The following is a 26,978-nucleotide window of genomic DNA, read 5'->3' as shown; positions in this document are numbered from 1 at the left end:
TTTTTGGTTCAAAAACTTTAAACTTTTAAACCTTAAACTTTAAACAAAAAAAGACGTTCTTAACTTTAACTAAAAATAAATGATTTTTTACTTGTCTTTTTCAGTAAAAAATTTATTTTTGCACAAAACTAAATCGACAACAGATGTATTGGACATTAGAATTAGCATCTTATTTAAGTGATGCCCCGTGGCCTGCTAACAAAGACGAACTTATTGACTACGCTATTAGAGCAGGAGCTCCATTAGAAGTAGTAGAAAACCTTCAATCTATTGAGGATGAAGGCGAGATATATGAATCAATGGAAGAAATTTGGCCAGATTATCCTACAGACGAAGATTATCTTTGGAATGAGGATGAATATTAAAAAGTAAACCAAGAAAAAGTCTCAAAAGAGGCTTTTTTTTTGTTTAAATTTACACAATTACACAAATAGAAATAAAAACATATTATGAGTTTTATAAACAGTATCATTAAAGTCTTTGTTGGAGATAAATCTCAAAAAGATGTAAAGGCTTTACAGCCTTATCTTAACAAAATTAAAACTTTTGAAAATCCTCTAATGGCATTATCTAATGATGAACTTAGAGCGCGTACCGCATTTTTCAAAGATAAAATAAAACAAGCCCGTTCTGAAAAAGATGCGAAAATCGACGCATTGAAACAAGAAGTGGAAAGCATTGAAGACATTGATAAAAGAGAAGATATTTATATCGCTATCGATGCGCTGGAAAAAGAAGCTTATGATATTTCGGAAAAAACATTACTGGAAATTCTTCCGGAAGCATTTGCCGTAGTAAAAGAAACAGCAAGACGTTTTAAAGACAACACACAAATCGTTGTAACTGCAACAGCAAAAGACCGTGAATTTTCAGCAACTAAAAGCTACATCACTTTAGATGGTGACAACGCAATTTGGGCTAATTCATGGAGTGCTGCCGGTAAAGAAATTACTTGGGACATGATTCACTATGACGTACAGTTAATTGGCGGAATGGTTTTGCATGAAGGAAAAGTAGCTGAAATGCAAACGGGTGAAGGAAAAACATTGGTAGCAACCTTACCGCTGTACTTAAATGCTTTGACTGGAAACGGGGTACATTTAGTAACCGTGAATGATTACTTAGCAAAACGTGATAGTACATGGAAAGCACCTTTATTCGAATTTCATGGATTGACTGTTGAATGTATTGACAATTACCAACCAAGTTCAGAAGGAAGAAAAAAAGCATACAATGCTGACATCACTTACGGAACAAATAATGAATTTGGTTTTGACTACTTAAGAGATAACATGGCGCATACGCCAGATGAATTAGTTCAGAGAAAACACAATTATGCCATTGTCGATGAGGTCGATTCTGTTTTGATTGATGATGCAAGAACACCATTGATTATTTCAGGTCCGGTTCCCCAAGGAGATCGTCATGAATTCATGGAAATGAAACCAAAAATTGAAAACTTAGTTAGTTTACAACGTCAATTGGCTAACGGTTTTTTATCTGAAGCTAAAAAATTAATCAAAGAAGGAAATACTAAAGAAGGCGGATTCTTATTGTTAAGAGCGTACAGAAGTTTACCTAAAAACAAAGCTTTAATTAAGTTTTTGAGTGAAGAAGGAATTAAACAATTGCTTCAAAAAACCGAAAACCAATACATGCAGGACAACAATCGCGAAATGCATAAGGTTGATGAAGCATTGTATTTTGTAATTGAAGAAAAAAACAACCAAGTTGAATTGACTGATAATGGAATAAAATTCCTTTCAGGAGATACCGATGCTGACTTTTTCGTACTTCCGGATATTGGAACCGAAATCGCAGCTATCGAAAAGAAAAAACTGGACAAAGATACTGAAGCGGAAGAAAAAGAAAGATTATTCCAAGATTTCGGAATTAAAAGTGAGCGTATTCACACGTTGACACAGCTTTTGAAAGCCTATGCTTTATTTGAAAAAGATGTGGAATATGTAATCATGGACAACAAAATCATGATTGTTGACGAGCAAACCGGTCGTATCATGGATGGTCGTCGTTATTCTGATGGATTGCACCAAGCAATTGAAGCCAAAGAAAACGTGAAAATTGAAGCAGCTACACAAACATTTGCAACAGTAACATTACAAAACTATTTCAGAATGTACAGCAAACTAGGCGGTATGACTGGAACTGCTGTAACTGAAGCAGGTGAGTTATGGCAAATATACAAACTGGATGTGGTAGAAATTCCTACTAACAGAGGAATGGCCAGAAAAGACAAAGAGGATTTTATTTATAAAACTACTCGTGAGAAATTCAATGCCGTAATTGAGGACGTAACCCAATTATCGAATGCAGGAAGACCAGTATTAATTGGAACAACTTCGGTAGAGATTTCAGAATTATTAAGCCGAATGCTTAAAATGAGAGGTGTTGCGCACAATGTATTGAATGCAAAAATGCACAAACAAGAAGCTCAAATCGTTGAAGAAGCAGGAAAATCCGGTGTGGTAACGATTGCTACTAACATGGCTGGTCGTGGTACCGATATCAAATTATCTGCCGAAGTAAAAGCGGCGGGTGGATTAGCTATTGTAGGAACGGAACGTCACGATTCACGTCGTGTTGACCGTCAGTTGCGTGGTCGTGCAGGTCGTCAAGGTGACCCGGGAAGTTCTCAGTTTTATGTTTCTCTTGAAGATAACCTAATGCGTTTGTTTGGTTCTGAAAGAGTGGCTAAAGTGATGGACAGAATGGGATTGCAGGAAGGTGAAGTGATTCAGCATTCTATGATGACAAAATCTATCGAGCGTGCTCAGAAAAAAGTAGAAGAAAACAACTTTGGTGTTCGTAAACGTTTATTGGAATATGACGATGTTATGAATGCACAACGTGAAGTTGTATACAAACGTCGTCGTCATGCTTTGTTTGGAGAGCGTTTGAAATTGGATATTGCGAACATGCTTTACGACACTTGCGAATTGATTATTGACGAAAACAAAGCAACAAATAATTTCAAGAACTTTGAATTCGAGTTAATTCGTTATTTCTCTATCACTTCTCCGGTTACAGAAAGTGAGTTTGTGAAATTAACTGAAATGGAATTAACCGGTAAAGTATATAAAGCGACACTAGAATTTTATACGGAGAAAACAGAAAGAAGTGCCAGAGAAGCTTTTCCTATCATAAAAGATGTTTACGAAGATAAAAACAATCAATTTGAGCGTATCGTAGTTCCATTCACTGATGGAATCAAAACCTTAAATGTGGTTACCGATTTGAAAAAAGCATACGAAACTCAAGGAGCGCAATTAGTTGCTGATTTTGAGAAAAACATTACTTTGTCTATTGTTGATGAGGCTTGGAAAAAACACTTACGTAAAATGGACGAGTTGAAACAATCTGTTCAATTAGCCGTTCACGAACAAAAAGATCCATTACTTATTTACAAACTGGAAGCATTCAATTTGTTTAGAGGAATGCTTGATAATGTAAATAAAGAAGTTATTTCATTCTTGTTCAAAGGTGATTTACCGGCTCAAGAGAATCAACAAATTCAAGAAGCAAAAGAAGTTCGTCAAAAAGAAGATTATAAATTGAGCAAAGACGAAATTCCAAATAGCGAAAATATAAATCGTGAGGCTGGAGAAACGCAACAACGACAAGTAACCGAAACTATCGTGAGAGATATGCCAAAAATCAATCGCAATGATAACGTTACAATTCAAAACGTGGCTAACGGACAAACACAAGAAATGAAATTCAAAAAAGCCGAAAGCTTAATCGCCTCAGGTCAATGGGTTATTGTTAACTAATAACCGTTTCGATTTCTTATTTAAAATTAAATTCCTCAATTACGAAAGTAGTTGGGGATTTTTTTTGGAGCAATTCCCGCCCTACGCTGCAAGCTATTTGGTTTCAAATCCTTTTTCTAGCCGCTGGCAGGAGCTTCCTTTGGTCGCTCTGCCACCATCAGAAAAAAGTGGTTTTCAACCGGCATAGGCTTTACGCTGCTGTCGGGGCTAGGGATTTACTGTAAATAACTCCGTTTATGGTTTCCCGTACTAATCCTGTAAACAAAGAATATATCTTTGAGAATAAATGAATCACTATTTTATTTTATAAGTATTAACAGCGATTTATTTATATATTTGAAAATAATAAAGCCTGACGTTTATCAGACCTATCTTCCCTATTTTGGGGTGATAGGTCTGATAAACGTCAGTACTATATACTAGTTAGTGGCTAGTTTACCAAAAAACCCGCAGAAAACAAAAATTAATAAAAAATATGATTGCATCATACATAAATTGGGATTTTGACTCTGAAATAATTAACATTTTTGGGTTTCCGTTAAAATATTACGGACTTCTATTTGGTTGTGGTTTACTTTTAAGTACTTATATTCTAAAAGGAATTTATAAAAAAGAAAACTTAAAAGATAATGCACACGAAGCGTTGTTTGTATATGGAATAATTGGAATTTTTGTTGGGGCAAGACTTGGACATTGTTTATTTTATGACTTTGAATATTATTCAAAAAATATTTTAGAAATATTTTTACCAATAAAAATAAATCAAATTGGAGAAGTAAAATTTATTGGTTATAGCGGATTAGCAAGCCACGGAGGAACAATTGGACTAATTATTTCACTTTATTTATATTCAAAAAAATACAAAATAAAATATCTTAAAATACTTGATTTAATTGCAATCGTTGCACCACTTGGAGCAACATTTATTAGACTTGCTAATTTAATGAACTCGGAAATGATTGGTAATCCGACTACAATGCCTTGGGCGTTTATTTTTAGAAAAGTTGACAATATACCAAGACATCCAGCGCAACTTTATGAAGCAATCGCTTATTTAATAATTTTCATTATAGTTTTTACAGTTTACAAAACCAAAAATATAAAGTTAGGAAATGGATTTTTGTTTGGTTTGGCAATAACTTTAATTTTTACAATGAGAATTTTAATAGAGTTTGTAAAAATAAATCAAGTGGAATTTGAAGAAGGAATGAAATTAAATATGGGACAAATTTTGAGTATTCCATTTATTATAATCGGAATATATTTTATGGGGAAAAATTTAATAAAAAATGAAACTGAATATAAAACCAGCCAATAATCGCCGTTTGGCAATATGGCGGGTTTAGGCTTAATTTGAAGTTGGTTTTGTACTTGAAAAATTAGTCATTAACCGAAAGTTTAGGCTTCCTTAATCTCCCACATCGCCAAGCGGTCAAACGGTAGCGGTCAGGCGATGACACCCTCAACTTAGACAACGTAAATATGACAGAATGTTAAATAGAAATTTCACACCTTTCCCAATTTTGACAACTGAAAGGCTAACTCTTAGACAATTATCAAGTGACGACAAGCAAAATGTTTTTGCTTTGCGTTCCGACACAGAAATAAATAAATATCTTGACAGAGAACCAAGCAAGACAATTGAAGATGCAATAAACTTTATCAATAAGGTTAATGATAACATTAAAAAAAACAACTCAATTTATTGGGTAATTACCTTGACAAAGACAAAAACATTTGTTGGGACAATTTGCCTTTTTGACTTTTCAAACGAAAAAAATAGTTGTGAAATTGGATATGAGCTTATGACAAAATTTCAAGGGCAAGGAATTATGAAAGAAGCTACTCAAGTAGTAATTGACTACGTGTTTCAGACTTTAAAGTTTAAAAAAATACTCGCCTTTACACATTATGAGAATCAGAATTCAACCAATCTTCTGTTAAAATTCAATTTTGTAAAATCATTAGAAACGGACAAAGAAAATCCTAACTTAAATATTTTCACTTTAGCACAATAACATTGACAACAAGAAGGCAAAACATATTAAGAACAAAAGCCCGATTGCGCGGATTTGCAATCCGTGCCCACCACGATAAGCACTTAATCAAAAGAAAATACTAGATGTGATTGCTTTGTTCCTCGTTTGCAACGGGTACCCATTTTAATTTGGAGCACCATCGTAGCGTTTGTAAAGCAGTTTCTTAACCTAAAAACTACATACTTCCACAAACTTGTCACTTACTTTGTCGAAATACTGGATGTGATTGCTTCGTTCCTCGCAATGACTCAGCAAAGCGCTAAAATCTAATTTAAGAGTTCGTTTACACTATCTTAGATTCTCTTCAAAATACCTTTCCTCAATTCGTTTAATATCTTTTATGGAATTCTTGGCCCAAGCCAATCTTTTTACTAAAATTTCTTCTTCGGATAAATGCCAATCAATGTTTGAATTGCGCAATCGATTTGTCAGGTTTTGAATAATTATGGCCGCTGAAACCGAGATATTCAAGCTCTCTGTAAAACCAACCATGGGAATTTTCAGAAAACCATCGGCACGTTGTAAAATTTCTTCAGACAACCCGTCTCTTTCTGTTCCAAAAAATAAAGCGCTTGGTTTCGAAATATCAAAATCATCCATCAAACAATCATTTTCGTGAGGTGTCGTGGCAATAATTTGGTAACCTTTACTTTTCAAGGTATCCACACAATTCGTAATACTGTCAAATGTATTGATGTCAACCCATTTTTGAGCGCCCATCGCAATTTCCTTATCGATACTTTTTCCGTACCGTTGCTCAATCACATTCAATTCCTGAATCCCAAAAATCTCGCAACTGCGCATTACCGCACTCGTATTGTGCATCTGAAAAATATCTTCAACAGCAATGGTAAAATGATTGGTTCTGTTTTCCAATACTTTCAGAAATTTTTCTTTTCGGTTATCGGTCAGGATGTTTTCGAGAAAATTAAGATAATCAATGTCAATCATTATGGGTTATTTTTTTATTGCTAAGAATAGTTTTAATCACATTGTATAATACAAAGGTATTCCAATCTTCTTTATACGAAAATCCTCGATTAATATCTTTTGGGTTTTCTTTAGAATAAATAGAAACATACGAGTCATACAATCTATATCTCAAATATTCCCAAGGAATTTGAACCTTTTCCTGTTTCAAAAGTTTAGAAACTGAGATTATGACACCTTCAGGATTAATAACAACATCTCCTATATAAAATGTTTCTCCGGTTCCGAATTCTTCCACAAAGTCATTCACTTGCTTATTAAAATATAAATCCCAAAGCGAATCAATTATGCTGACATAAAGATCATGACATTCTTTTTTCTTTATTCCAAAGTAAGTATTAAAGTTAATTTTTAAAATTTCGTTATTACAATTTCTAATATAAAACTGATATTCTCTTCCAAAAACAAAATAATATTTATACCAAACAACTCCCCACCGAAAATCCTTAATTTCAGAAGTCTTAAAAGATGTAAAACTATCATTAACTAAATCTTTATCTTCAAATTGTATAAATTCAGGATGAAGATACAAGGGTCTCTGATAATTGTCTAAAAAGCTTCTTTTAATTTTCACTTTAAGTTCTGTTGCCAATTTTTATATAATTTGATATTGGCTAAAATAAGTATTTAGTTTGAAAAATTTATCATTTGATTATCTTTGAATACATCAAATAAATAGTATAGTTGTAATAAATATGAAAAAGAAATTAGTGGTTTTGACAGGAGCAGGAATAAGTGCTGAAAGTGGTATAAAAACTTTCCGCGATAGTGACGGGCTTTGGGAAGGGCATAACGTTATGGATGTTGCCACTCCCGAAGGCTGGCATAAAAATCCTGCTTTAGTGCTGGATTTTTATAATCAAAGACGAAAACAACTCAAAGAAGTACAACCCAATTTGGGTCATCAAATTCTCGCTGAATTAGAAAATGAATTTGATGTTTTTATTATCACACAAAATGTTGATGATTTACACGAACGCGCCGGAAGTTCCAATGTCTTGCATCTTCATGGAGAGTTATTAAAAGTGAGAAGCACTAAAAATGTAAATTATATATTGGATTGGCATGATGATTTGAATTTTGGTGATTTAGATGACAATCAAAACCAACTAAGACCGCATATTGTTTGGTTTGGCGAAGAAGTTCCTGCACTAGAAGAAGCTATTGCACTAACACAAACTGCAGATTATTTTGCTGTTATCGGGACTTCGTTGCAAGTGTATCCTGCGGCTGGATTAGTAGATTTCACCGTCCGCGAAACGCCTATATTTTATATCGATCCAAAACCCATAAAAATCCCAAATCTTAGAAATCCACTAGATGTAATTCCTGAAGTGGCTTCTGAAGGAATGAAAATACTAAAAAAGAAGCTAATCGGACTTATTTAAAAACCATTCGTTTTCTATTTTGTCACGAAAAGTTTATATTTGCGCCTTTCGAACAAACAACAAAACAATGACTACTTTAAACGAATTGAATGCTATTTCTCCTATTGATGGAAGATATAGAAGTAAAACCCTTTCTTTAGCTCCATTTTTCTCTGAAGAAGCTTTAATCAAATACCGCGTATTGGTTGAAATTGAATATTTTATTGCTTTGTGCGAAGTTCCTTTGCCACAACTAAAAAACGTAAACCCGAATTTATTCGAAAGTTTACGTAATATCTATAAAAATTTCTCTACTGAAGATGCACTTTGGATAAAAGAAACCGAAAAAGTGACCAACCACGATGTAAAAGCGGTAGAATACTTTATCAAAGACGCATTTGAAAAATTAGGATTATCTGAATATAAAGAGTTTATCCACTTTGGATTGACTTCCCAAGACATCAATAACACAGCTATTCCGCTTTCCACAAAAGAAGCTTTCGAGAAAGTGTACATGCCTTCTTTGATTACTTTAACTTCCAAATTGAAAGATTTAAGTATTGAATGGAAGGACATTCCTATGCTTGCACGTACACACGGACAACCGGCTTCACCAACGCGTTTGGGTAAAGAAATTGGTGTTTTTGTAGAACGTTTAGAAGAGCAAATGCGTTTGTTGTTCAACATTCCTTTTGCAGCTAAATTTGGCGGAGCAACAGGAAATTATAACGCGCATCACGTGGCGTATCCACAAATTGACTGGAGAAAATTTGGAGGGAAATTTGTTGAAGAAAATCTTGGGTTACACCACTCCTTCCCTACTACACAAATTGAGCATTACGATCATTTCGCTGCATTTTTTGATGCGTTGAAAAGAATAAATACGATTATCATTGATTTAGACCGAGATATTTGGACGTATGTTTCAATGGAATATTTCAAGCAAAAAATCAAAGCGGGAGAAATTGGTTCTTCAGCGATGCCACATAAAGTAAACCCAATTGATTTTGAAAATTCGGAAGGGAATCTAGGAATTGCAAATGCTATTTTCGAACATTTATCAGCTAAATTGCCATTGTCAAGATTACAACGTGATTTAACGGACAGTACGGTTTTGAGAAATATTGGTGTACCAATCGGACATACTATAATCGCTTTTGAAGCTACTTTGAAAGGATTAAACAAATTGCTATTGAACGAACCAAAATTCCACGAAGATTTAGAGAAAAACTGGGCAGTTGTTGCTGAAGCAATTCAAACTATTTTACGTCGCGAAGCCTATCCTAATCCTTATGAAGCATTAAAAGGATTGACTAGAACCAATGAAGCAATTGACAAAAAAGCAATTCATGGTTTCATTGCAACGTTAGAGGTTTCGGATGAAATTAAAGCCGAATTAATGCAAATCACTCCAAGTAATTTCTTGGGAATTTAAACAAAAACAAATCCAAAGTGCAAAGCAATACGAACAAAAAAAAATTTAAATTCATATTACTTTGCACTTTTTTTTTATTTTCTTGTCAAAATAAAAACACTCCTCAAAAAAGCAAACCCAAAGAGATTAATCCTGGAGTTGTAATCTCATTTGATGATGCAAGTATCAATGAATGGTTCCAAGCAGATAAAATATTGCGTCAATATTCTTGGAAAGCTACTTTTTGTGTTTCTAAAATAAATACGTTAAACCGTTCTGAAATAAAGAAACTCTTGGATTTACAAAAGGAGGGACATGAAATTGCAGGACATAGCCTTAATCATTTTGATGCTCCTAAATTTGTTGCGAAAAACGAAATTGACGCCTACATTGATCAGGAAATAAATCCGATGCTTGCTGTCATGCATTTTTATTCCTTAAAAGTAACTTCATTTGCCTATCCTTTTGGTTTTAGAAATTCAGCCATAGATATTGCCCTTTTAAAAAAATTCAAAATTATTAGAGGTACGACTTACGGGGCTGAAGATCCTTTTTTCCAAAATTGCTATTTTAATCATTCGAAATTAGTTTTCGCAATAGGCATCGATACGGATCATCCCAATTTCAGTGTCCCATATCTTATAAAATTGTTAGATTATGCCAAACGGAAACATAAAATTCTACTATTATTTGGTCATAAACCAGTAAAAAAAATAACGGCTAATTATCAGACTAAAATAGAAACATTACAACTGATTTGCAATTATGTCAAACAACATAACATGACCTTTTATAGTTTATCTGACTTAAACAATTTAAAATAAGATATCATTTCATTCCAACAGTGAAATGTATTAATTTTATAAAAAACACAAATGCTTCTGGCAAAATAGCCCAGACAACTGCTAAAAGCCTCAAAAAAAGATTATGGACTGGTTCCAAAACTTCGAGATTGAAACGCAAGGCTGGAGAGCCTCTAAAAATAAAAACCTATGAGTACAATAGCAGCAGTAGCGGAAGCATCACATCACTTGAAGCCATTAATAAGCGATTTGGGGCTAATTCTCATGACAGCAGGAGTTGCTGTTTTATTGTTTAAAAAAATCAGGCAACCGCTCGTTTTGGGTTATTTGATTGCTGGATTTTTGGCAGGGAATCATTTTGATTTTTTCCCATCGGTGAATGATATTAAAAGTGTAGAGGTTTGGGCAGAAATTGGGGTAATCTTTTTATTATTCAGTTTGGGACTGGAATTCAGTTTTAAGAAATTGATGAAAGTAGGCGGAACAGCTTCTATTACGGCGATTACTCAAATTTTCACGATGGTATTAATTGGTTTTATCGTAGGCCAATGGATGGATTGGTCGAAAATGGATAGTATCTTTTTAGGTGTTATTCTTTCGATTTCATCAACGACAATCATTCTCAAAACCTTTGATGAATTAGGCGTAAAAGCACAGAAATTTGCCGGCATAGTAATCGGTTCACTTATCGTTCAGGATATTATTGCCATTTTGATGATGGTTTTACTTTCTACTGTTGCTGTGAGCCAACAATTTTCGGGTAGTGAATTGTTTTTATCTGTTTTAAAATTGGTTTTTTTCTTAACGATATGGTTTGTTGGGGGCATCTTTTTTATTCCAACATTACTCAAAAGAGCGAAGCATTTACTATCAGATGAAATGTTGCTTATCATTTCACTCGCCCTTTGTTTGATGATGGTAATTCTGGCAGCAGATGTTGGTTTTTCACCAGCTCTTGGTGCATTTATCATGGGTTCAATCATTGCCGAAACGACCCAAGCCGAACATATTGAACATTTAGTGAAGCCTGTTAAGGATTTATTTGGCGCAATTTTTTTCGTATCAGTAGGGATGTTAATCAATCCGCAAACATTATATGCACATGCAATTCCTGTAATGATTTTGACAATCGTTACCATTTTTGGTCAATCGATAAGTTCAACAATCGGAGCATTACTTTCTGGGCAACCTTTAAAACAATCGGTGCAAACAGGAATGAGTTTGTCACAAATTGGTGAATTTTCTTTTATCATTGCAACATTAGGAATGACACTGAATGTAACAAGTTCTTTCTTGTATCCTATAGTGGTGGCGGTTTCGGCGGTAACAACATTTACCACACCATTTATGATAAAAATGTCTACTCCATTTTCAGAATATTTATCTAAAAAATTACCTAGAAGATGGATTAAAAGGATTGAACGTTACAGCGCAAATGCCCAAGCCATTAAATCAGTCAGCAATTGGCAAATTGTAATAAACGCTTATATCCTTCAAGTCGTTGTTTATTCCGTAATTATATTTGCAGCCATTTTACTTTCGTCAAAATATCTATTACCGTTGGTTACTGATTTTAAATTTGGCAAAGCATTAGGCGCATTAATTACTTTGGTGGTACTTTCTCCTTTTTTATGGGCGCTTTCATTGCGCCGTGTTGCTGTAAATGAAGTAGCAATTTTGCTGGAAGAACGAAAATATCGTGGGCCGATTGTTATGATGTTTCTTTTCAGATTGCTACTTACTATATTTTTCATTGGCTTTTTACTAAATATTTTCTTCTCTCCAATTGTTGCTTTTTTAACATTAATTGTAGCTTTAGGTGTTTATTTTATTTTTCAAAAAAGATTAAATGCACAATACCATAAAATCGAAAGTCATTTCTTAAAAAACCTAAATGCCCGAGAAATGACAAAAGCCAAAAGAAGCCGAAGCGATTTATCCCCTTGGGACGGTCACATGACTTTTTTCGATATTGCAAATGAGTCCAATATTGCAGGAAAAACATTGGAAGAATTGAAAATTAGAGAGCAAATAGGAATAAATATTGCTTTTATCAAGAGAGGTGATATTATGATTAATATTCCCAATAAGAATGAACGGTTATTTCCTGGAGATGAAATATGTGTGATAGGAACAGATTCTCAGGTGGCAGCATTTAAATCGTATTTAGACCAGCATGAAATAGATGTTCCGGATACGCTAACCGAAACTGAAATCGTATTGCGTCAGATAGAATTGAAAAACGAAGCTTTCATAGGAAAAAGTATTCGTCAATCAGAATTACGAGAAAAAACTAGTGGACTGATCGTAGGAATAGAAAAAAAAGGAACCCGAATTCTCAATCCGGAATCCAATATTATTCTTGAAAAAAATGATATTCTTTGGATTGTGGGTGATAAGAAATTATTAGCGGATTTGGTTCATAATTAGAAATCCTCTCCCCTCCCGAAGCTTCGGGACTCTCTAAAGGAGAAGGAGACTAAATCACGAACTAACTTGTTCATCATTAGACATAAAAAAAGGCATAAGAACTAAATCTTATGCCTTTTTACTTAACATTTTATCTGAAACCTATCTGGAATAATTCGGGGCTTCTTTAGTAATCGTTACATTATGAGGATGGCTTTCATTGATTCCACTTGAAGTGATACGAACAAAACGCCCCGTATCTTGCAAAGTTGGAATATCTTTTGAGCCACAATATCCCATTCCGGCACGAAGACCACCAATGAATTGTTGCATACTTTCATTCAATTCTCCTTTATAAGGCACACGTCCTACGATTCCTTCCGGTACCAGTTTCTTAACATCATCTTCCACATCTTGGAAATAACGATCTTTAGACCCTTCCTGCATCGCTTCAACAGAACCCATTCCCCGGTATGATTTGAATTTTCTACCTTCGAAAATAATAGTTTCTCCAGGAGACTCCATTGTTCCTGCTAGTAACGAACCTAACATCACACAGTCAGCACCTGCAGCAATCGCTTTAGGAATATCACCTGTGTAACGAATTCCACCATCAGCAATTACGGGAACTCCGGTACCTTTAATCGCTGCAGCAACTTCAAGTACTGCAGAAAATTGTGGGAAACCAACACCCGCAACAATACGAGTAGTACAAATAGAACCAGGTCCTATTCCTACTTTCACACCATCAGCGCCATTTTCAACAAGATATTTGGCTGCTTCAGGAGTGGCAATATTACCAACAATAACGTCTAAGTCAGGGAATTTAGCTTTAACTAATTTTAATACATCTACTACTCCTTTTGTATGTCCGTGAGCAGTATCGATTATAACTGCGTCTACTCCGGCATTTACCAAAGCAGTCGCTCTTTCAACAGCATCTGCAGTAACACCTAATGCAGCCGCAACACGTAAACGTCCGTATTTGTCTTTGTTTGCATTTGGTTTTTGAGTCAACTTGGTAATATCTCTAAACGTAATTAAACCTACTAATTTATAATCCGCATTTACTACTGGAAGTTTTTCGATTTTATACCCTTGCAAAACTACTTCGGCTTGTTCAAGAGAAGTACCTTCGGCAACTGTTACCAAGTTTTCACTTGTCATTACCTCAATGATAGGTCTGGCATTGTTTTTTTCGAAACGTAAATCTCTATTGGTAACAATACCTTTTAATATTTTATTTTCATCGACAATAGGAATACCTCCAATTCCGTATTCTTTCATCGCATTTTTAGCATCGGCTACTGTCGAAGTCAATGGTAAAGTCACTGGATCTATAATCATTCCAGACTCAGCTCTTTTTACTTTACGAACTTTCGCAGCTTGTTGCTCTATAGTCATGTTTTTATGTAAAACACCAATCCCTCCCTCTTGTGCCATAGCAATTGCCATTGCGCTTTCGGTAACGGTATCCATAGCTGCAGATACAATAGGAACGTTAAGTGTTATATTTCTTGAAAATTTTGATTGGATACTCACTTCGCGTGGAAGAACATTTGAGTAGTTGGGAACTAATAGTACATCATCGTAAGTTAATCCTTCACCGATAATCTTAGAATTGTGTGCGATCATTGCAATTTGTAGTTGTAGTTAAATTGCGTGCAAATATACACAATCTTAAGCAAAAAAACACTACCTATTATAATAAATTGATTAAATTGCAATTTGAAGCATCTAAATTAGATGCTTTTTCCCACTTGTTTATTATCTATAAATTTGATTTATTCTTTTTCAATGACAGAAACTAAACAGCAATTAAAAGGACTTTCAGATATTGAAGTCTTGCAATCAAGAGAAAAGTACGGTTCTAATTCCATAACCCATCAAGATAAAAATAATTTCTTCACTTCTTTAATCGAAATGGTTAAAGAGCCTATGTTTTTGTTGCTTCTGACTGCAACCAGCATCTATTTCATTACCGGAGATTTCGGCAATGGAATTTTCATGGCTGTAGCAATTCTATTGGTTTCAACCATTTCGCTCTATCAAGAATCGAAAAGCAGAAACGCCATTGAAGCCCTAAAGAAATTATCTCAGCCCAAAAGCAAAGTTATTCGCAATAGCGAAATTATTGAAATACCAAGCGAGGAAATTGTATTAGGTGATTTTATTCAAACAGAAGAAGGCACTTTTATACCCGCAGACGGAATCATCATTCAATCCAATGATTTTTCCATAAATGAGTCCATACTTACAGGTGAATCGCTCGCAGTTTTTAAAAATGAAGCTTCAGAAAATAATCAGGTATTCCTGGGAACAATTGTCACCAGCGGTTTAGCAATTTGTGAAGTAGCAGCTATTGGCAACAAAACCAAGTTGGGCAAAATAGGTAAAAGTCTGGAAACAATTATTGAAGAAAAAACACCTTTGCAATTACAAATTGGGAATTTTGTAAAAAAAATGTCCCTCATTGGGTTAGTCATTTTTGCCATTGTTTGGCTTATTAATTATTATAATTCCAAAGATATTTTAGACAGTCTGTTGAAAGCATTAACCTTAGCGATGAGTATTATTCCTGAAGAAATCCCAGTTGCTTTCACCACCTTTATGGCGCTTGGTGCCTGGCGATTGATGAATATGGGGATTATTGCAAAACAGACAAAAACGGTTGAAACCTTAGGCAGTGCCACAGTAATTTGTACCGATAAAACAGGAACCATTACCGAAAATAAAATGAGTCTGGCACAATGGTATACTTTTTCGTCGAATGAAATTTCAAATCCAAAAGAACTACTAAATAATGACGAGCGAGAATTATTAACGCTCTCTATGTGGGCTAGTGAACCTATACCGTTTGACGCAATGGAAATTGCTTTACATGAAGCGTATTCAAAATTAGAAATTACCGATGAACGCCCTAATTTCAGATTAATACATGAATATCCATTGAATGGGAAACCTCCTATGATGACGCATGTTTTTGAAAACCAAAACGGAACCAGAATTATTGCTGCCAAAGGTGCCCCGGAAGCATTAATTGCATGCTCTAATTTATCCGAAAAAGAAACACAACAAATCCTTGCTGCAATGACAACTATGGCTAAAGAAGGATTTCGCGTTCTAGGTGTAGGCGTTGTTGAATTTTCAGGAACAGATTATCCAAAAACACAACAAGAATTTCCTTTTGAGTTCAAAGGTTTAGTCGCTTTTTATGATCCCCCAAAAGAAAACATAAAAGCGGTTTTTGAAACATTTTACAAGGCTGGCATTCAAGTAAAAATAGTTACAGGTGATAATGCGGAGACCACAGCCACAATCGCTAAACAAATTGGTTTTCAAAACTCAGAAAAAACAATAAACGGAGACGAATTAATGGCAATGGACGATGCCACTTTGAAAGAAAAAGTGATGGAAACTGCCATCTTCACAAGAATGTTTCCTGAGGCCAAACTCAAAATCATAAAAGCACTGAAAGACAACAATCAAATTGTAGCCATGACTGGTGATGGCGTAAATGACGGACCCGCTTTAAAATCAGCACATATAGGGGTTGCAATGGGTAAGAAAGGAACTGAAATTGCCAAACAAGCAGCCAATCTTATCCTTATAGAGGATGATTTTTCTAAAATGATTGATGCCATTGCTATGGGTAGAAAAATATATAATAATCTAAAAAAAGCCATACAATACATTATTTCTATACATATCCCAATCATCATGATTGTCCTTATTCCTTTGGCTTTAGGATGGATTTACCCAAATATTTTTTCGCCGGTTCATGTCATTTTTCTGGAGATAATCATGGGACCAACCTGTTCTATCATTTATGAAAATGAACCAATGGAGCGCAATTTGATGTTACTCAAACCAAGACCTTTTACCAATACTTTTTTCAACCTTAAAGAGATTGCCATTAGTATTATTCAAGGTCTAATAATCACAATGGGACTTTTATTTGTCTACCGTTATTGTGTGGTAGATAATTGTTCCGAAAGTGTGACGAGAACTACCGTTTTCCTCACATTAATTACTTCAAATATTTTACTGACACTTACCAACCGTTCCTTTTATTATTCACTAGTTACCACTATCAGATATAAAAATAATTTAGTCCTAATAATAATTGGAGTAACTATTCTAATCACGGCTCTATTACTGTTTGTTCCTCTACTTGCTCATTTTTTTCAGTTCGAAAGAGTTTCTGGTTTTCAGATAGGTTTAAGTATTTTAGTGGGATTTGTTTCGGTACTTTGGATAGAAATTTACAAATGGTTTAAAAGAAAAAATCACACGTAAAACTCCGTCAACACAAAAGGTAATATGATATTAATCTATTTTTCTTCTTTAAAAAACCCTTCATGATCCTTAAAAATAACATTAAGTCCAAATTGAAAAGAAAGACTATTGGCTTTTGACAAGTCATGATATTCTAAAAGATTATCAGCCAAAACATATAAATTGAGTTTTCCAAATTGTGCGGACAATCCCAAGCCAATATTTTTATAAGAATAGGAATCTAAAGTATAGGTCGCTTTCATTTGTAAATTATCGAGAATATTCCTTCTGTAATAGGTCGTAAAAGCCATAAAAGGAGTTCTTGGACTTGACATAACAAATAATTGAGCGCCCACAGCATTTTTATATGCGAAATCAGTGCCACTACAATTACAGTCTTCACTTCTTGAATCATCAAATGAATACTGAATAGAGGAATTAAACTTCGCGGGACGCCAAGTAGTATATTTGACATATAATGTATCTAATGGAATAGCATCTTTAAATTCCTGATATACATTCCCTACCGAACCTCCGCTTGTAAATTTTGGAGTTATCCCATCATATTTATAATACCCTTTAAGTGTAAAACTCTCTACATCCTTAGAATGTTTTATAAATCCAACGTCAACAATACTTGCCGTAAACTGGATATTTTTTTTCGGGTAATACGTAAGTCCAGCATCGAAACCAAGTCCTAAATCACCTCCAAAAAAAGCTTTTTTAGAAATATCTTTTACCGCATCTCCTGAATAATCCTCATCAATATATTTTGAAAGCCCTGAAGTATTGAGTTCTAAATCCGAAGAAATAACTTGTTCGTAAATTCCATTATTAGAAGGAATCGTATAAATATATCCCGCGTTTTTAGTCGAAGTGACATTAAAAGCACTGGAATAAATTTTTCCTCGAACCCCAACAATTAAGTTCTCATTTATATTTTTATGATATCCAATATGGAGAACCGAAAGCATTTCAGCCTTTACATTCAAATCACTTAAATCAAACACTTTTCCTAAATAATCTCTATTTCCGTCCAAAGCAAGTATGGCTAAATCTTTAGGCATATAACTCAGAAAATCAAATTCGTGATACATTCCAAAAGAAATATATGCTTTGTTTTGCCAATCCCCAATTTTGAAACCACCATTGAATAATTCTATTTGCTCATTTATTGCAGCTTTATCCCTTCTGGTAGTTGAGAATACTACATTTCGCAATTTTACATTAAAATCAACGCCGTCATTTGCAAATAAATCATAGGCCGAAAAACCGCTGGAGCCTATATTTGCAGAAATACCCGACAATAACGGAATTCCAAAATACAGTTTATACTTAACATCAGAACCCGGATTAGTCATTAAAGACTGAGGAACAGAGGTGAAATTATATAAAATTTGTTTGTTTTGAGAAACGCATTCAACCGATATAAATAGAACAAAAAGCAAGATTATTTTTTTCATTCTACAACTAAATAAGCGGTTACACTTGAACGTAATTTTAAACTCCCTGTGCTGCTCTCATTTAATATCGGACCAGGAAGCATCTTGAGAATGAAAGCAATTTTAGTAGTTCTTTTCAACAAATCAAGTTTAGCATTTGCAAACACATCAGTTTTGGTGACCAAATTTTCAACACCAGTATAAGCGGGTATAGCAAAATTAGTGGAATAAAGAGCCTGATTATTTCTGTCCAGATAGACTAAATCTAACGTATAGGCTCTCTTTATCGTATTATTGATTTCAAAAAAGAATTCGGCTTTTGCTAAATTGTCTTTAAAAAAAGCATCATTAAAAATATCAATAGTTGGTGTGTCAGCAATTATAGGTTGTTCTACACCATTAGGCACAAATTGATTTGCCGGAACATCAAAATAAGCCAAATTTGAAATAAAAACAGGTTCTAATTTCAAATCATTGACCTGATTAAAGTCAAGATCACTTGTACATGCAGCGGAAAATAGTATCAGAATTAGTATTCCTAAAATCCTATTAAAACCCAGTAGTTTCATTCTGTTTATTTATTAAAATCAATCTCATTATTACTAAACTCCGAACGCATCAAAGTTCTTATTATTATTATTTCTCAATATTATAAAATCTAAAATACTTCTTTTTTCTAATGAAATTCTCCAAATAATTTAGAAGCCTCATTATAAGCGCTTTCAAAACTCATAGGACTTGTATTTGTATTTTCCTTTTGCGAAGTGAAATAAGACAATAATTTCTCCGTGGGCATATTTCCTGTTAAATTATCTGTTGCCATTGGGCATCCGCCAAAACCTTGAATAGCACCATCAAATCGTCGACAACCCGCTTTGTAAGCGGAATCAATTTTCTCAAACCATTTATCAGGCGTAGTATGAAGATGGGCCCCAAACTCTATTTCGGGATATTTTGGAATTAAATTCGAAAATAAATAAGAGATTACATCCGGTGTTGAACTACCTACCGTATCCGAAAGCGAAAGAATCTTCACTCCCATATCATATAATTTTTGAGTCCACTCCCCTACTATTTCTGTACTCCAAGGATCACCATAGGGATTACCAAAACCCATCGAAAGATAGGCTACCACTTCTTTACTACTTTTATCGGCAATTTCCAGAATTTCTTGTAACGTGATTAAAGATTCTGCTATTGTTTTGTGCGTATTTCGCATTTGAAAATTCTCAGAAATCGAAAAAGGGAAACCTAAATAGTGTATTTCAGGGTGAACTGAAGCTAGAGATGCACCTTGTGTATTGGCAATAATCGCAAGAAGTTTGCTTCTGGTTTGAGACAAATCAAGTTGTGCCAGAACTTCGGCAGTATCCTGCATTTGTGGAATCGCTTTTGGTGAAACAAAACTCCCAAAATCTATGGTGTCAAATCCAACGCGTAATAAAGACTGTAGGTAAGATACCTTTCGTTCTGTGGGAATAAATTGTTTAATACCTTGCATGGCATCGCGTGGACATTCTATAATTTTTATTGGCTCCATAGAAATCCAAAGATAGAAAAACAATTATGATTTTTAAATTATGATTTTTAAATTTCAGTAAACTAATATTATTACATATTTTGGTAATAATTAAAATTATTACATAATTTGGTAATATAAAATATTATTACGTTATTTGGTAATAAATCAATATTTAATTTTTAAAAAGGGACTTGATTTTTTAATTATATTTGAAATATGATAAGTATAATAACTGGTGACATTGTCAATTCAAGAAAACTGCCTTCTAAAATTTGGATTGAAGGCTTGAAAAAATTATTAAACACCAAAGGTAAAAACCCGGGTGAATGGGAAATTTATCGCGGTGACGAATTTCAGCTTGAAGTTACAAATCCCGAGGAAGCACTACTCACCGCTTTACAAATTAAGGCCTATCTAAAAACGCTGAAACTTGATGCGAGAATGAGTATTGGTTTTGGAGATAAAACGTATAAAGCAAAAAAAATTTCCGAAAGTAACGGGAGTGCTTTTATCCGTTCTGGCCAACTTTTTGAAACTTTAAAAAAGCAAAAAACTACCTTAGCCATTAATTCCGGCAATTCTGATTTTGACACTGAAATAAATCTAATGCTTCGTTTAGGGCTAACCTTTATGGATAATTGGCTGGTCCAATCGGCGGAATTTGTTCTGATAGCTATAGAAAATGAATCTCTTTCACAAGAAGAAATTGGAATTAAACTAGGTATAAATCAAGCTGCTGTAAGCAGAAGAAGAAAACGAGCACAATTTGATTTGGCACTAGAATTAGAGAATCATTTCAGAAAAAAAATAAAAAACAGTACCGTATGATTCTTTTTATAAAACTACTTCTAGCACATTTGCTTGGTGATTTTGTATTGCAGCCTACTTCATGGGTGCTAAACAAAGAGGATAAAAAGCACAAAAGTATTTTCCTTTATCTTCATACACTTTTACATGGACTTTTAGCGTGCCTTTTTGTTGGCGAAATCGCTTTTATTTGGTTTGCGATTGTATTGGCAACAACGCATGGAGGAATAGATTACTTAAAACTAAGATTTCAGAAAAAGAAAACAAAACGTATTTGGTTTATAATTGATCAAACCATGCATATTCTTGTTCTAATAGGGATCACATTACTTTATAAGAAGGAGTGTATCGATTTCAACGCATTTGACAATCAATTTTGGATATTTGCGACTGGACTAATTCTATTGACAAAACCCACATCAATTATCATAAAGAATATCATTTCAATTTGGACTCCCGAAAATAAAAAAAATGATGAATCATTATCTAATGCCGGGAATTACATTGGAATATTGGAAAGATTATTCGTTTTTTGTTTTATCATCACAAATCATTTTGAAGCCATAGGTTTTCTATTGGCTGCAAAATCTATTTTCCGATTTGGGGACCTCAAAGAAGCAAAAGACAGGAAACTTACTGAATATGTTCTTATTGGAACGCTATTGAGTTTTGGAATCGCAATAGTGACAGGTCTTTTAGTAGCATTCGGATTATTGCAACCTCTCTAAAATTTTCTTGTTTATTGCTTTTACTAAAGCTGGCCCTTCATAAATAAACCCGGTGTATAATTGCACTAAACACGCTCCTGCCTCCAGTTTTTCTAAAGCATCGTCAGCAGAATGGATTCCTCCAACTCCAATAATAGGGAAGGCTTTATTGCTTTTTTCTGATAAAAATCGGATCACTTCAGTAGAACGTTTTGTCAATGGTATTCCTGACAATCCACCCATTTCTGTTTTGTTTTCGGATTGTAATCCTTCTCTTGAAATGGTGGTATTAGTAGCAATAACTCCTGCGATTTTTGTTTCTTTGATAATAGCTATAATGTCCAGTAATTGCTCATCGGTTAAATCCGGAGCGATTTTTAATAGAATTGGCTTTTGCTTTGGCTTAGCCAAATTCTTATTTTGCAGTGTTTGTAACAATTGTGTCAATGGCTCCTTGTCTTGTAAAGCGCGGAGATTTGGCGTATTTGGCGAACTAACATTTACCACAAAATAATCCACATAATCATACAACGCATCAAAACAAATTTCGTAATCTGAAGTTGCTTCTTCGTTTGGCGTTAGTTTATTTTTTCCAATATTTCCACCGATTAAAACATCTTTATTGCTTTTTAATCGTTCTACCGCTTCCTGAACACCGCCATTATTAAACCCCATTCTGTTGATAATCGCGCTATCTTCTTTAAGACGGAACAAACGTTTTTTAGGGTTTCCTTCTTGTCCTTTTGGAGTAAGAGTCCCTATTTCGATAAAACCAAAACCAAAATTAGATAATTCTTTATACAACTTGGCATCTTTATCGAAACCAGCAGCTAAACCTACCGGGTTTTTAAATTTTAATCCAAAAACTTCGGTTTCTAATCTTGGATCACTTACTTCGTAAAGCGATTTAAAAATAAATGAAAATCCTGGAATTTTAGACAAGAAACGAATCAATGAGAAAGTAAAGTAATGAACTTTTTCTGGATCAAAACAAAAAAGTATCGGACGAATAAGTAATTTATACATGGTTATTGTGTTGGTGGTGCAAAAATAGAACTATCTCTTCAATAATTAAATATTTGGAAAATAATTTTACCAATCATTTTCATTTATTGGAAACAATGATTAATTACACAATCACCACTTAATCTTTTATTCAATCACAAAACCAATACTAATCATCTTATTTTTAAAACTATAGCTTGTTTTAAATGACCTCTTATTCGTATTTTTTATTAAACTAAAAAACTGAAGACTTATAAGAATATTTACATCCGTTAAATTACATATATTTACTCGAAATTTATTTCAGTTAAATTAAACTAAATTCTATCCATATGATTAATCACAAAAAAAACTGGCATCAAAAACACATTGAAACATTAAGCATTGGCAGCCGTTTAGCAGACTCCGTAGCTAAAGGAATGGGTTCTTGGAAATTCATTATTGTTCAAACGATTTTGGTGGTGCTTTGGATGGCATTAAATGTGATTGGGTTTATGTATCACTGGGACGTATATCCTTTTATTTTACTGAATCTTCTTTTTTCAACACAAGCAGCTTATGCGGCACCTATTATTATGATGTCACAAAACAGACAAAATGATAGAGACAGAGTTCAGGCACAAGCGGATTACCAAACGAATGTAGAAGCAAAACTGGAAATAGAAGCTTTGACAATAAAGTTGAATAAACTAGAGGTTGAAAAATTAGATGTAATTATCACAATGCTACAAGAAATGAAAAAAAATGCACTAAAATAAAAGCTAGACAGCTTTTAAAAAATGGCTTCATCAATAGCATCGCCTTAAAAATCAAAAACTTTAGTTATCGCATCATAATGTTGCTGCCTCGGCATGCTATTGCCCCCAAACCTTACACCATCGATTTAACATAAAAAGAGCTTTTTTTTGAAAGGAAACAGCTTACCTTGTAAGAAATTATTCGATTTTTAAAATTGAATCCAGACAAGTAGCCTTATGAAAATGAAATTAATCTTTACCATCCTATTACTTTCCTGTTCTAAATTGTTTTTTGCACAAGAAACGAAAATCGAGTCAGCAAGCAGCCTGCCGCCGTTAACGGCTGAAACCACAAGCACAGTAACACCAATGAGCAAAGACTCCTTAACTGTTGCTACTGTACTTACGACAAACACTACAGTGGTTGTAACTGCTGAGCAAAACACCAGGGATCAAAAAGCGGCAAAGGACAAAATCAGAGAAGAGAAAAAAGCAGCGAAAGAAGTTAAAAAAAGAGAGCGAGAACAAAAAGATTTTGAAAAAGAGAAGAAAGACTTTAGTAAAAAACAAAACAAAATCCTTTCGGGCGAAAAATCAGTAAGCAAAACCAAAAACAAGCTTTCCAATGCTAAAAAGGATTTGCTAAAGCGAACTGAAAAATTTGAAAAGAAAAAATCCAGAGGGAAACTTACTTCTACCGCAATTGAAAAAGAAAAAATAAAACTTAGTAAACAGCAGATTAAAATTAATAAGCTTCAGGAAGATCTTGACAAAGACAATAAAAAACTAAATAAGATCAGAGATTAATTCCAACCACCTTCGGGTGGTTTTTTCATACTTATAACCCTGTTTCACAATGAAACATTCTCTTTTTTCCATTTTCTTATAAACGTAGTCCACTGCTACAAATGAAATCTGAGCAACAGATTTCTTAAAAAAAAGCTCCTGAAAAAATGATTATATTTGCATAAAACAAACAAAATAACATGCAAAAAATTATTGACCGTTTCATTGGTTATGTAACTATAGATACCGAATCTGATCCCAACTCAGAAACTACGCCAAGCACTGAAAAACAATGGAATTTAGCCCATAAACTGGTGGAGGAATTGAAAGCTATTGGAATGCAAGACGTGACAATTGATGATAAAGCTTACATCATGGCTACTTTGCCAAGTAATGTAGATCATGAAGTGCCTACTATCGGGTTTATTTCTCACTTTGACACTTCTCCTGATTTTAGCGGAGCAAACGTGAAACCCCAAATTGTCCCTAATTATGATGGCAAAGATATTATCTTAAATGCCGATAAAAACATTGTATTATCACCTAGCTATTTTAAAGATTTGTTGCTTTATAAAGGGCAAACTTTGATTACTACTGACGGAACAACATTATTAGGAGCTGATGATAAAGCAGGTATTACTGAAATTGTCACCGCAATGGAATTCCTAATACAAAATCCAGATATCAAACATGGAAAAATAAGAGTTGGCTTTACACCGGATGAAGAAATTGGTCGTGGTGCGCACCATTTTGATGTGGAGAAATTTGGAGCTGAATGGGCATACACTATGGATGGCAGCCAAGTAGGCGAACTGGAATATGAAAATTTTAATGCGGCTGGTGCCAAAATTATTTTCAAAGGAAAAAGCGTTCATCCCGGTTATGCAAAAGGTAAAATGATTAACTCCATGTTGATCGCCAACGATTTTATAAATGAATTACCAAAAGAAGAAACACCTCAAGAAACCAGAGGCTACGAGGGATTTTTTCATGTGCATCATTTAACGGGAAGCATCGAAGAAACAGTATTGGAACTTATCATTCGGGATCATAACAAGAAAAAATTTGAAAAACGCAAAGAATTAATTGAGAAAATCACTCGAAAAATCAACAAGAAATTTGCGAAACAATTTGGTGAAAACATCGTTATTACTGAGATAAAAGATCAATATTACAACATGAAAGAAAAGGTTTTACCTGTAAAACATATTGTGGATATTGCAGAAAAGGCGATGAGAGAATTGGATATAAAACCACTTATAAAAGCTATTCGTGGCGGAACAGATGGTTCTCAATTATCCTATAAAGGATTGCCTTGTCCAAATATTTTTGCCGGTGGGCATAATTTCCACGGAAAATACGAATATGTTCCTGTAGAAAGTATGCAAAAAGCAGTTAACGTAATTGTAAAAATTGCCGAATTAACCGCAGGAGGTGATTTCACTAAAACGGAAGAAATAGCTAAAAATAAAAAATAATTGGAACCACTAAAAACCAATACACACATTTGGGATAAAAACAATAGTTGGTCAGAAGAATTAGAATTTCTGAAATCAATTATTGCTCAAACGGAACTCATCGAAACCACGAAATGGGCCGGTTGTGTTTATGTCCTAAATGGTAAGAATGTGCTTGGAATTGGAGGATTCAAAAACTATTTTACGATTTGGTTTTTTAATGGCGTTTTCCTGAAAGATGAAAAATACGTTTTAGTTAATGCGCAAGAAGGAGTTACTAAATCTTTGCGACAATGGCGGTTTTCATCCAAAGATGAAGTCGATGAAAAGGCAGTTTTACATTATATTCATGAAGCTATAGAAAATGAAAAGCAAGGAAAAAATTTCAAACCTGAAAAAGGAAAAAGTATAATTTCTGAACTTTTTCAAAAGGAATTAGATGCTGATACCGATTTAGCGGAAGCTTTTCTAAAATTCTCTCCTTACAAACAAAAAGAATTTTTAGAATATATTGAAACTGCAAAAAGAGAAGAAACCAAACGTTCCCGAATTGAAAAAATAAAACCAATGATAGTAGAAAACATTGGTTTAAATGACAAATACCGATAAAATCAAATCCCATTTCTGAAGCATCAGAATTGGGATTTTTTTATTCAACCTCATCACAATCTCCACCTAAGATTCATTTTCAAAACATCTTCTTAAATCTTTTGAAAAAGAAACCATACCCAATTTAAACTTCCTTCCTTGATTACTATTTGTTGCAAATCAGAATGAATTATACCAACCATTCTGAAAAACTTAACATTGACCAGTGTATTAAATCACTATATTTACTTACAATCACTTAATAATTTATTAACACCAGAACAACTATTTGGTTTAATTGTATAAAATAATACTAATACTTTAAATTATGATACAAAAGAAAGAAGCGGAAACTGCCCCAGTATCTCCCGAAAAACCTGAAATTGATAAGCCAGTTAGCGCTAGAAAAACTAAAGTAACCAAACCTTCGGAAGATCCAGTTGAAATTATAGAACCGGTAATTGAAGAAATCATAACGGAAACTATAGAAATTTACACCATTAATCCAGAGGATGACATTGACGTTTCAAATAAGAAAAAAAGTAAAAACGAAACTAAAAAGAAAGTAAAAATGAAAGATAAAGACAAGAAAAAGGCTAAAAAAGCTGACGCAAAAGAAAAAGCAAAACAAAAAGCGAAAGCAAAAGCCAAAAAGGCAAAAAAAGCCAAAAAAGATAAAGCTAAAAAAGCGAAAGTCAAAGCAAAGATAAAAGCTAAAAAAGCCAAAGCAAAATCTAAAAAAGCAAAGAAGAATAAAAAGAATAAAAAATAATTCTGTTATTTTTTATTAAAAAAAAGTCCCAATCCGAATACTAATCGGTTGGGACTTTTTTAAT

23 protein-coding genes are annotated in these 26,978 nt (G+C 33.8%); 16 read left to right on the top strand and 7 right to left on the bottom strand.

The features are described 5' to 3' along the window. Positions 1 to 143: 143 nt before the first annotated feature. The 4 genes from ACM55K_RS07105 (at position 144) to ACM55K_RS07090 (ending at position 5,809) form a co-directional block, all read left to right on the top strand. Positions 144 to 365 (top strand): DUF2795 domain-containing protein, encoded by a 222-nt coding sequence (locus ACM55K_RS07105; protein ID WP_007138072.1) that lies wholly within the window; start codon positions 144 to 146, stop codon positions 363 to 365. An 84-nt stretch (positions 366 to 449) separates the two neighbouring features. Then, positions 450 to 3,791 carry a preprotein translocase subunit SecA gene (gene secA / locus ACM55K_RS07100; protein ID WP_416849537.1) on the top strand — a complete coding sequence of 1,114 codons (3,342 nt, stop codon included), beginning with the start codon at positions 450 to 452 and terminating at the stop codon, positions 3,789 to 3,791. A gap of 475 nt (positions 3,792 to 4,266) precedes the next feature. Then, entirely contained in the window at positions 4,267 to 5,109 is an 843-nt protein-coding gene (gene lgt, locus ACM55K_RS07095; protein ID WP_416849536.1) for a prolipoprotein diacylglyceryl transferase, read from the top strand. 172 nt (positions 5,110 to 5,281) lie between these two features. Further along, complete coding sequence (locus tag ACM55K_RS07090) at positions 5,282 to 5,809, top strand: GNAT family N-acetyltransferase (RefSeq protein WP_416849535.1); 528 nt, start codon at positions 5,282 to 5,284, stop codon at positions 5,807 to 5,809. Between the two features lie 309 nt (positions 5,810 to 6,118). On the opposite strand, the gene ACM55K_RS07085 is transcribed toward ACM55K_RS07090, so the two are convergent. Together ACM55K_RS07085 and ACM55K_RS07080 are read right to left on the bottom strand one after the other, a co-directional pair. Beyond that, a complete protein-coding gene (locus ACM55K_RS07085) occupies positions 6,119 to 6,781 on the bottom strand; it encodes a TrmH family RNA methyltransferase (protein ID WP_416849534.1) in 663 nt (220 codons plus the stop codon). Then, complete coding sequence (locus ACM55K_RS07080; RefSeq protein ID WP_416849533.1) at positions 6,774 to 7,412, bottom strand: hypothetical protein; 639 nt, start codon at positions 7,410 to 7,412, stop codon at positions 6,774 to 6,776. The genes ACM55K_RS07085 and ACM55K_RS07080 overlap by 8 nt, the downstream gene beginning before the upstream one ends. 103 nt (positions 7,413 to 7,515) lie before the next feature. Here ACM55K_RS07080 and ACM55K_RS07075 point away from each other — a divergent pair, with 103 nt between their 5' ends. From ACM55K_RS07075 to ACM55K_RS07060, 4 genes are all read left to right on the top strand, one after another. After that, positions 7,516 to 8,208 carry an SIR2 family NAD-dependent protein deacylase gene (locus ACM55K_RS07075; protein ID WP_416849532.1) on the top strand — a complete coding sequence of 231 codons (693 nt, stop codon included), beginning with the start codon at positions 7,516 to 7,518 and terminating at the stop codon, positions 8,206 to 8,208. Positions 8,209 to 8,275: 67 nt separating this feature from the next. Beyond that, the gene (gene purB / locus ACM55K_RS07070) at positions 8,276 to 9,622 is read left to right on the top strand and encodes an adenylosuccinate lyase (protein WP_416849531.1); all 1,347 of its coding nucleotides are present in this window, start codon (positions 8,276 to 8,278) and stop codon (positions 9,620 to 9,622) included. Between the two features lie 17 nt (positions 9,623 to 9,639). After that, on the top strand, positions 9,640 to 10,425 hold the full coding sequence (locus tag ACM55K_RS07065; RefSeq protein ID WP_416849530.1) for a polysaccharide deacetylase family protein: 786 nt from the start codon (positions 9,640 to 9,642) through the stop codon (positions 10,423 to 10,425). A 168-nt stretch (positions 10,426 to 10,593) separates the two neighbouring features. Then, on the top strand, positions 10,594 to 12,834 hold the full coding sequence (locus ACM55K_RS07060; RefSeq protein WP_416849529.1) for a cation:proton antiporter domain-containing protein: 2,241 nt from the start codon (positions 10,594 to 10,596) through the stop codon (positions 12,832 to 12,834). A 141-nt stretch (positions 12,835 to 12,975) separates the two neighbouring features. Here the strand turns inward: ACM55K_RS07060 and guaB are convergent, their stop codons facing one another. Next, complete coding sequence (guaB, locus tag ACM55K_RS07055; RefSeq protein ID WP_416849528.1) at positions 12,976 to 14,448, bottom strand: IMP dehydrogenase; 1,473 nt, start codon at positions 14,446 to 14,448, stop codon at positions 12,976 to 12,978. Positions 14,449 to 14,610: 162 nt separating this feature from the next. Between guaB and ACM55K_RS07050 the strand changes: the two genes are divergently transcribed. After that, positions 14,611 to 17,112, top strand: coding sequence for a cation-translocating P-type ATPase (locus ACM55K_RS07050; RefSeq protein ID WP_416849527.1), 2,502 nt, complete (start codon positions 14,611 to 14,613; stop codon positions 17,110 to 17,112). A gap of 35 nt (positions 17,113 to 17,147) precedes the next feature. Here ACM55K_RS07050 and ACM55K_RS07045 read toward each other — a convergent pair whose 3' ends face one another. The 3 genes from ACM55K_RS07045 to ACM55K_RS07035 all read right to left on the bottom strand — a co-directional run bounded on the left by ACM55K_RS07045 (position 17,148) and on the right by ACM55K_RS07035 (position 20,073). Beyond that, the gene (locus ACM55K_RS07045) at positions 17,148 to 18,554 is read right to left on the bottom strand and encodes a DUF5723 family protein (protein ID WP_416849526.1); all 1,407 of its coding nucleotides are present in this window, start codon (positions 18,552 to 18,554) and stop codon (positions 17,148 to 17,150) included. Next, positions 18,551 to 19,102: a hypothetical protein gene (locus tag ACM55K_RS07040; RefSeq protein WP_416849525.1), complete on the bottom strand. Its 552-nt coding sequence runs from the start codon at positions 19,100 to 19,102 to the stop codon at positions 18,551 to 18,553. The genes ACM55K_RS07045 and ACM55K_RS07040 overlap by 4 nt, the downstream gene beginning before the upstream one ends. Positions 19,103 to 19,209: 107 nt before the next feature. Beyond that, positions 19,210 to 20,073 carry a hydroxymethylglutaryl-CoA lyase gene (locus ACM55K_RS07035; protein WP_416849524.1) on the bottom strand — a complete coding sequence of 288 codons (864 nt, stop codon included), beginning with the start codon at positions 20,071 to 20,073 and terminating at the stop codon, positions 19,210 to 19,212. A 198-nt stretch (positions 20,074 to 20,271) separates the two neighbouring features. Between ACM55K_RS07035 and ACM55K_RS07030 the strand changes: the two genes are divergently transcribed. Both ACM55K_RS07030 and ACM55K_RS07025 read left to right on the top strand, forming a co-directional pair. After that, positions 20,272 to 20,883, top strand: coding sequence for a hypothetical protein (locus ACM55K_RS07030; RefSeq protein WP_416849523.1), 612 nt, complete (start codon positions 20,272 to 20,274; stop codon positions 20,881 to 20,883). Beyond that, complete coding sequence (locus tag ACM55K_RS07025) at positions 20,880 to 21,590, top strand: DUF3307 domain-containing protein (RefSeq protein ID WP_416849522.1); 711 nt, start codon at positions 20,880 to 20,882, stop codon at positions 21,588 to 21,590. Before ACM55K_RS07030 ends, ACM55K_RS07025 begins: the two co-directional genes overlap by 4 nt. Here the strand turns inward: ACM55K_RS07025 and ACM55K_RS07020 are convergent. Further along, positions 21,573 to 22,595: a quinone-dependent dihydroorotate dehydrogenase gene (locus ACM55K_RS07020; protein ID WP_416849521.1), complete on the bottom strand. Its 1,023-nt coding sequence runs from the start codon at positions 22,593 to 22,595 to the stop codon at positions 21,573 to 21,575. The two genes, ACM55K_RS07025 and ACM55K_RS07020, sit on opposite strands and share 18 nt — an antisense overlap. A gap of 311 nt (positions 22,596 to 22,906) precedes the next feature. On the opposite strand from ACM55K_RS07020, the gene ACM55K_RS07015 reads away from it, so the two are divergent. The 5 genes from ACM55K_RS07015 (at position 22,907) to ACM55K_RS06995 (ending at position 26,914) form a co-directional block, all read left to right on the top strand. After that, entirely contained in the window at positions 22,907 to 23,332 is a 426-nt protein-coding gene (locus ACM55K_RS07015) for a DUF1003 domain-containing protein (protein WP_416849520.1), read from the top strand. A gap of 216 nt (positions 23,333 to 23,548) precedes the next feature. Continuing rightward, positions 23,549 to 24,118, top strand: a complete 570-nt coding sequence (locus tag ACM55K_RS07010) for a hypothetical protein (RefSeq protein ID WP_416849519.1) — start codon at positions 23,549 to 23,551, stop codon at positions 24,116 to 24,118. A 179-nt stretch (positions 24,119 to 24,297) separates the two neighbouring features. Next, positions 24,298 to 25,575 carry a peptidase T gene (gene pepT / locus ACM55K_RS07005; protein ID WP_416849518.1) on the top strand — a complete coding sequence of 426 codons (1,278 nt, stop codon included), beginning with the start codon at positions 24,298 to 24,300 and terminating at the stop codon, positions 25,573 to 25,575. Next, complete coding sequence (locus ACM55K_RS07000) at positions 25,576 to 26,163, top strand: YdeI/OmpD-associated family protein (protein WP_416849517.1); 588 nt, start codon at positions 25,576 to 25,578, stop codon at positions 26,161 to 26,163. A 307-nt stretch (positions 26,164 to 26,470) separates the two neighbouring features. Further along, complete coding sequence (locus tag ACM55K_RS06995) at positions 26,471 to 26,914, top strand: hypothetical protein (RefSeq protein WP_416849516.1); 444 nt, start codon at positions 26,471 to 26,473, stop codon at positions 26,912 to 26,914. Positions 26,915 to 26,978: the final 64 nt, after the last annotated feature.

This window comes from Flavobacterium arabinosi (assembly GCF_048158725.1).
Classification (GTDB): domain Bacteria; phylum Bacteroidota; class Bacteroidia; order Flavobacteriales; family Flavobacteriaceae; genus Flavobacterium; species Flavobacterium arabinosi.
Note: the sequence above shows the minus strand (reverse complement) of the source record. Positions and strands in the feature narration are given on the sequence as shown.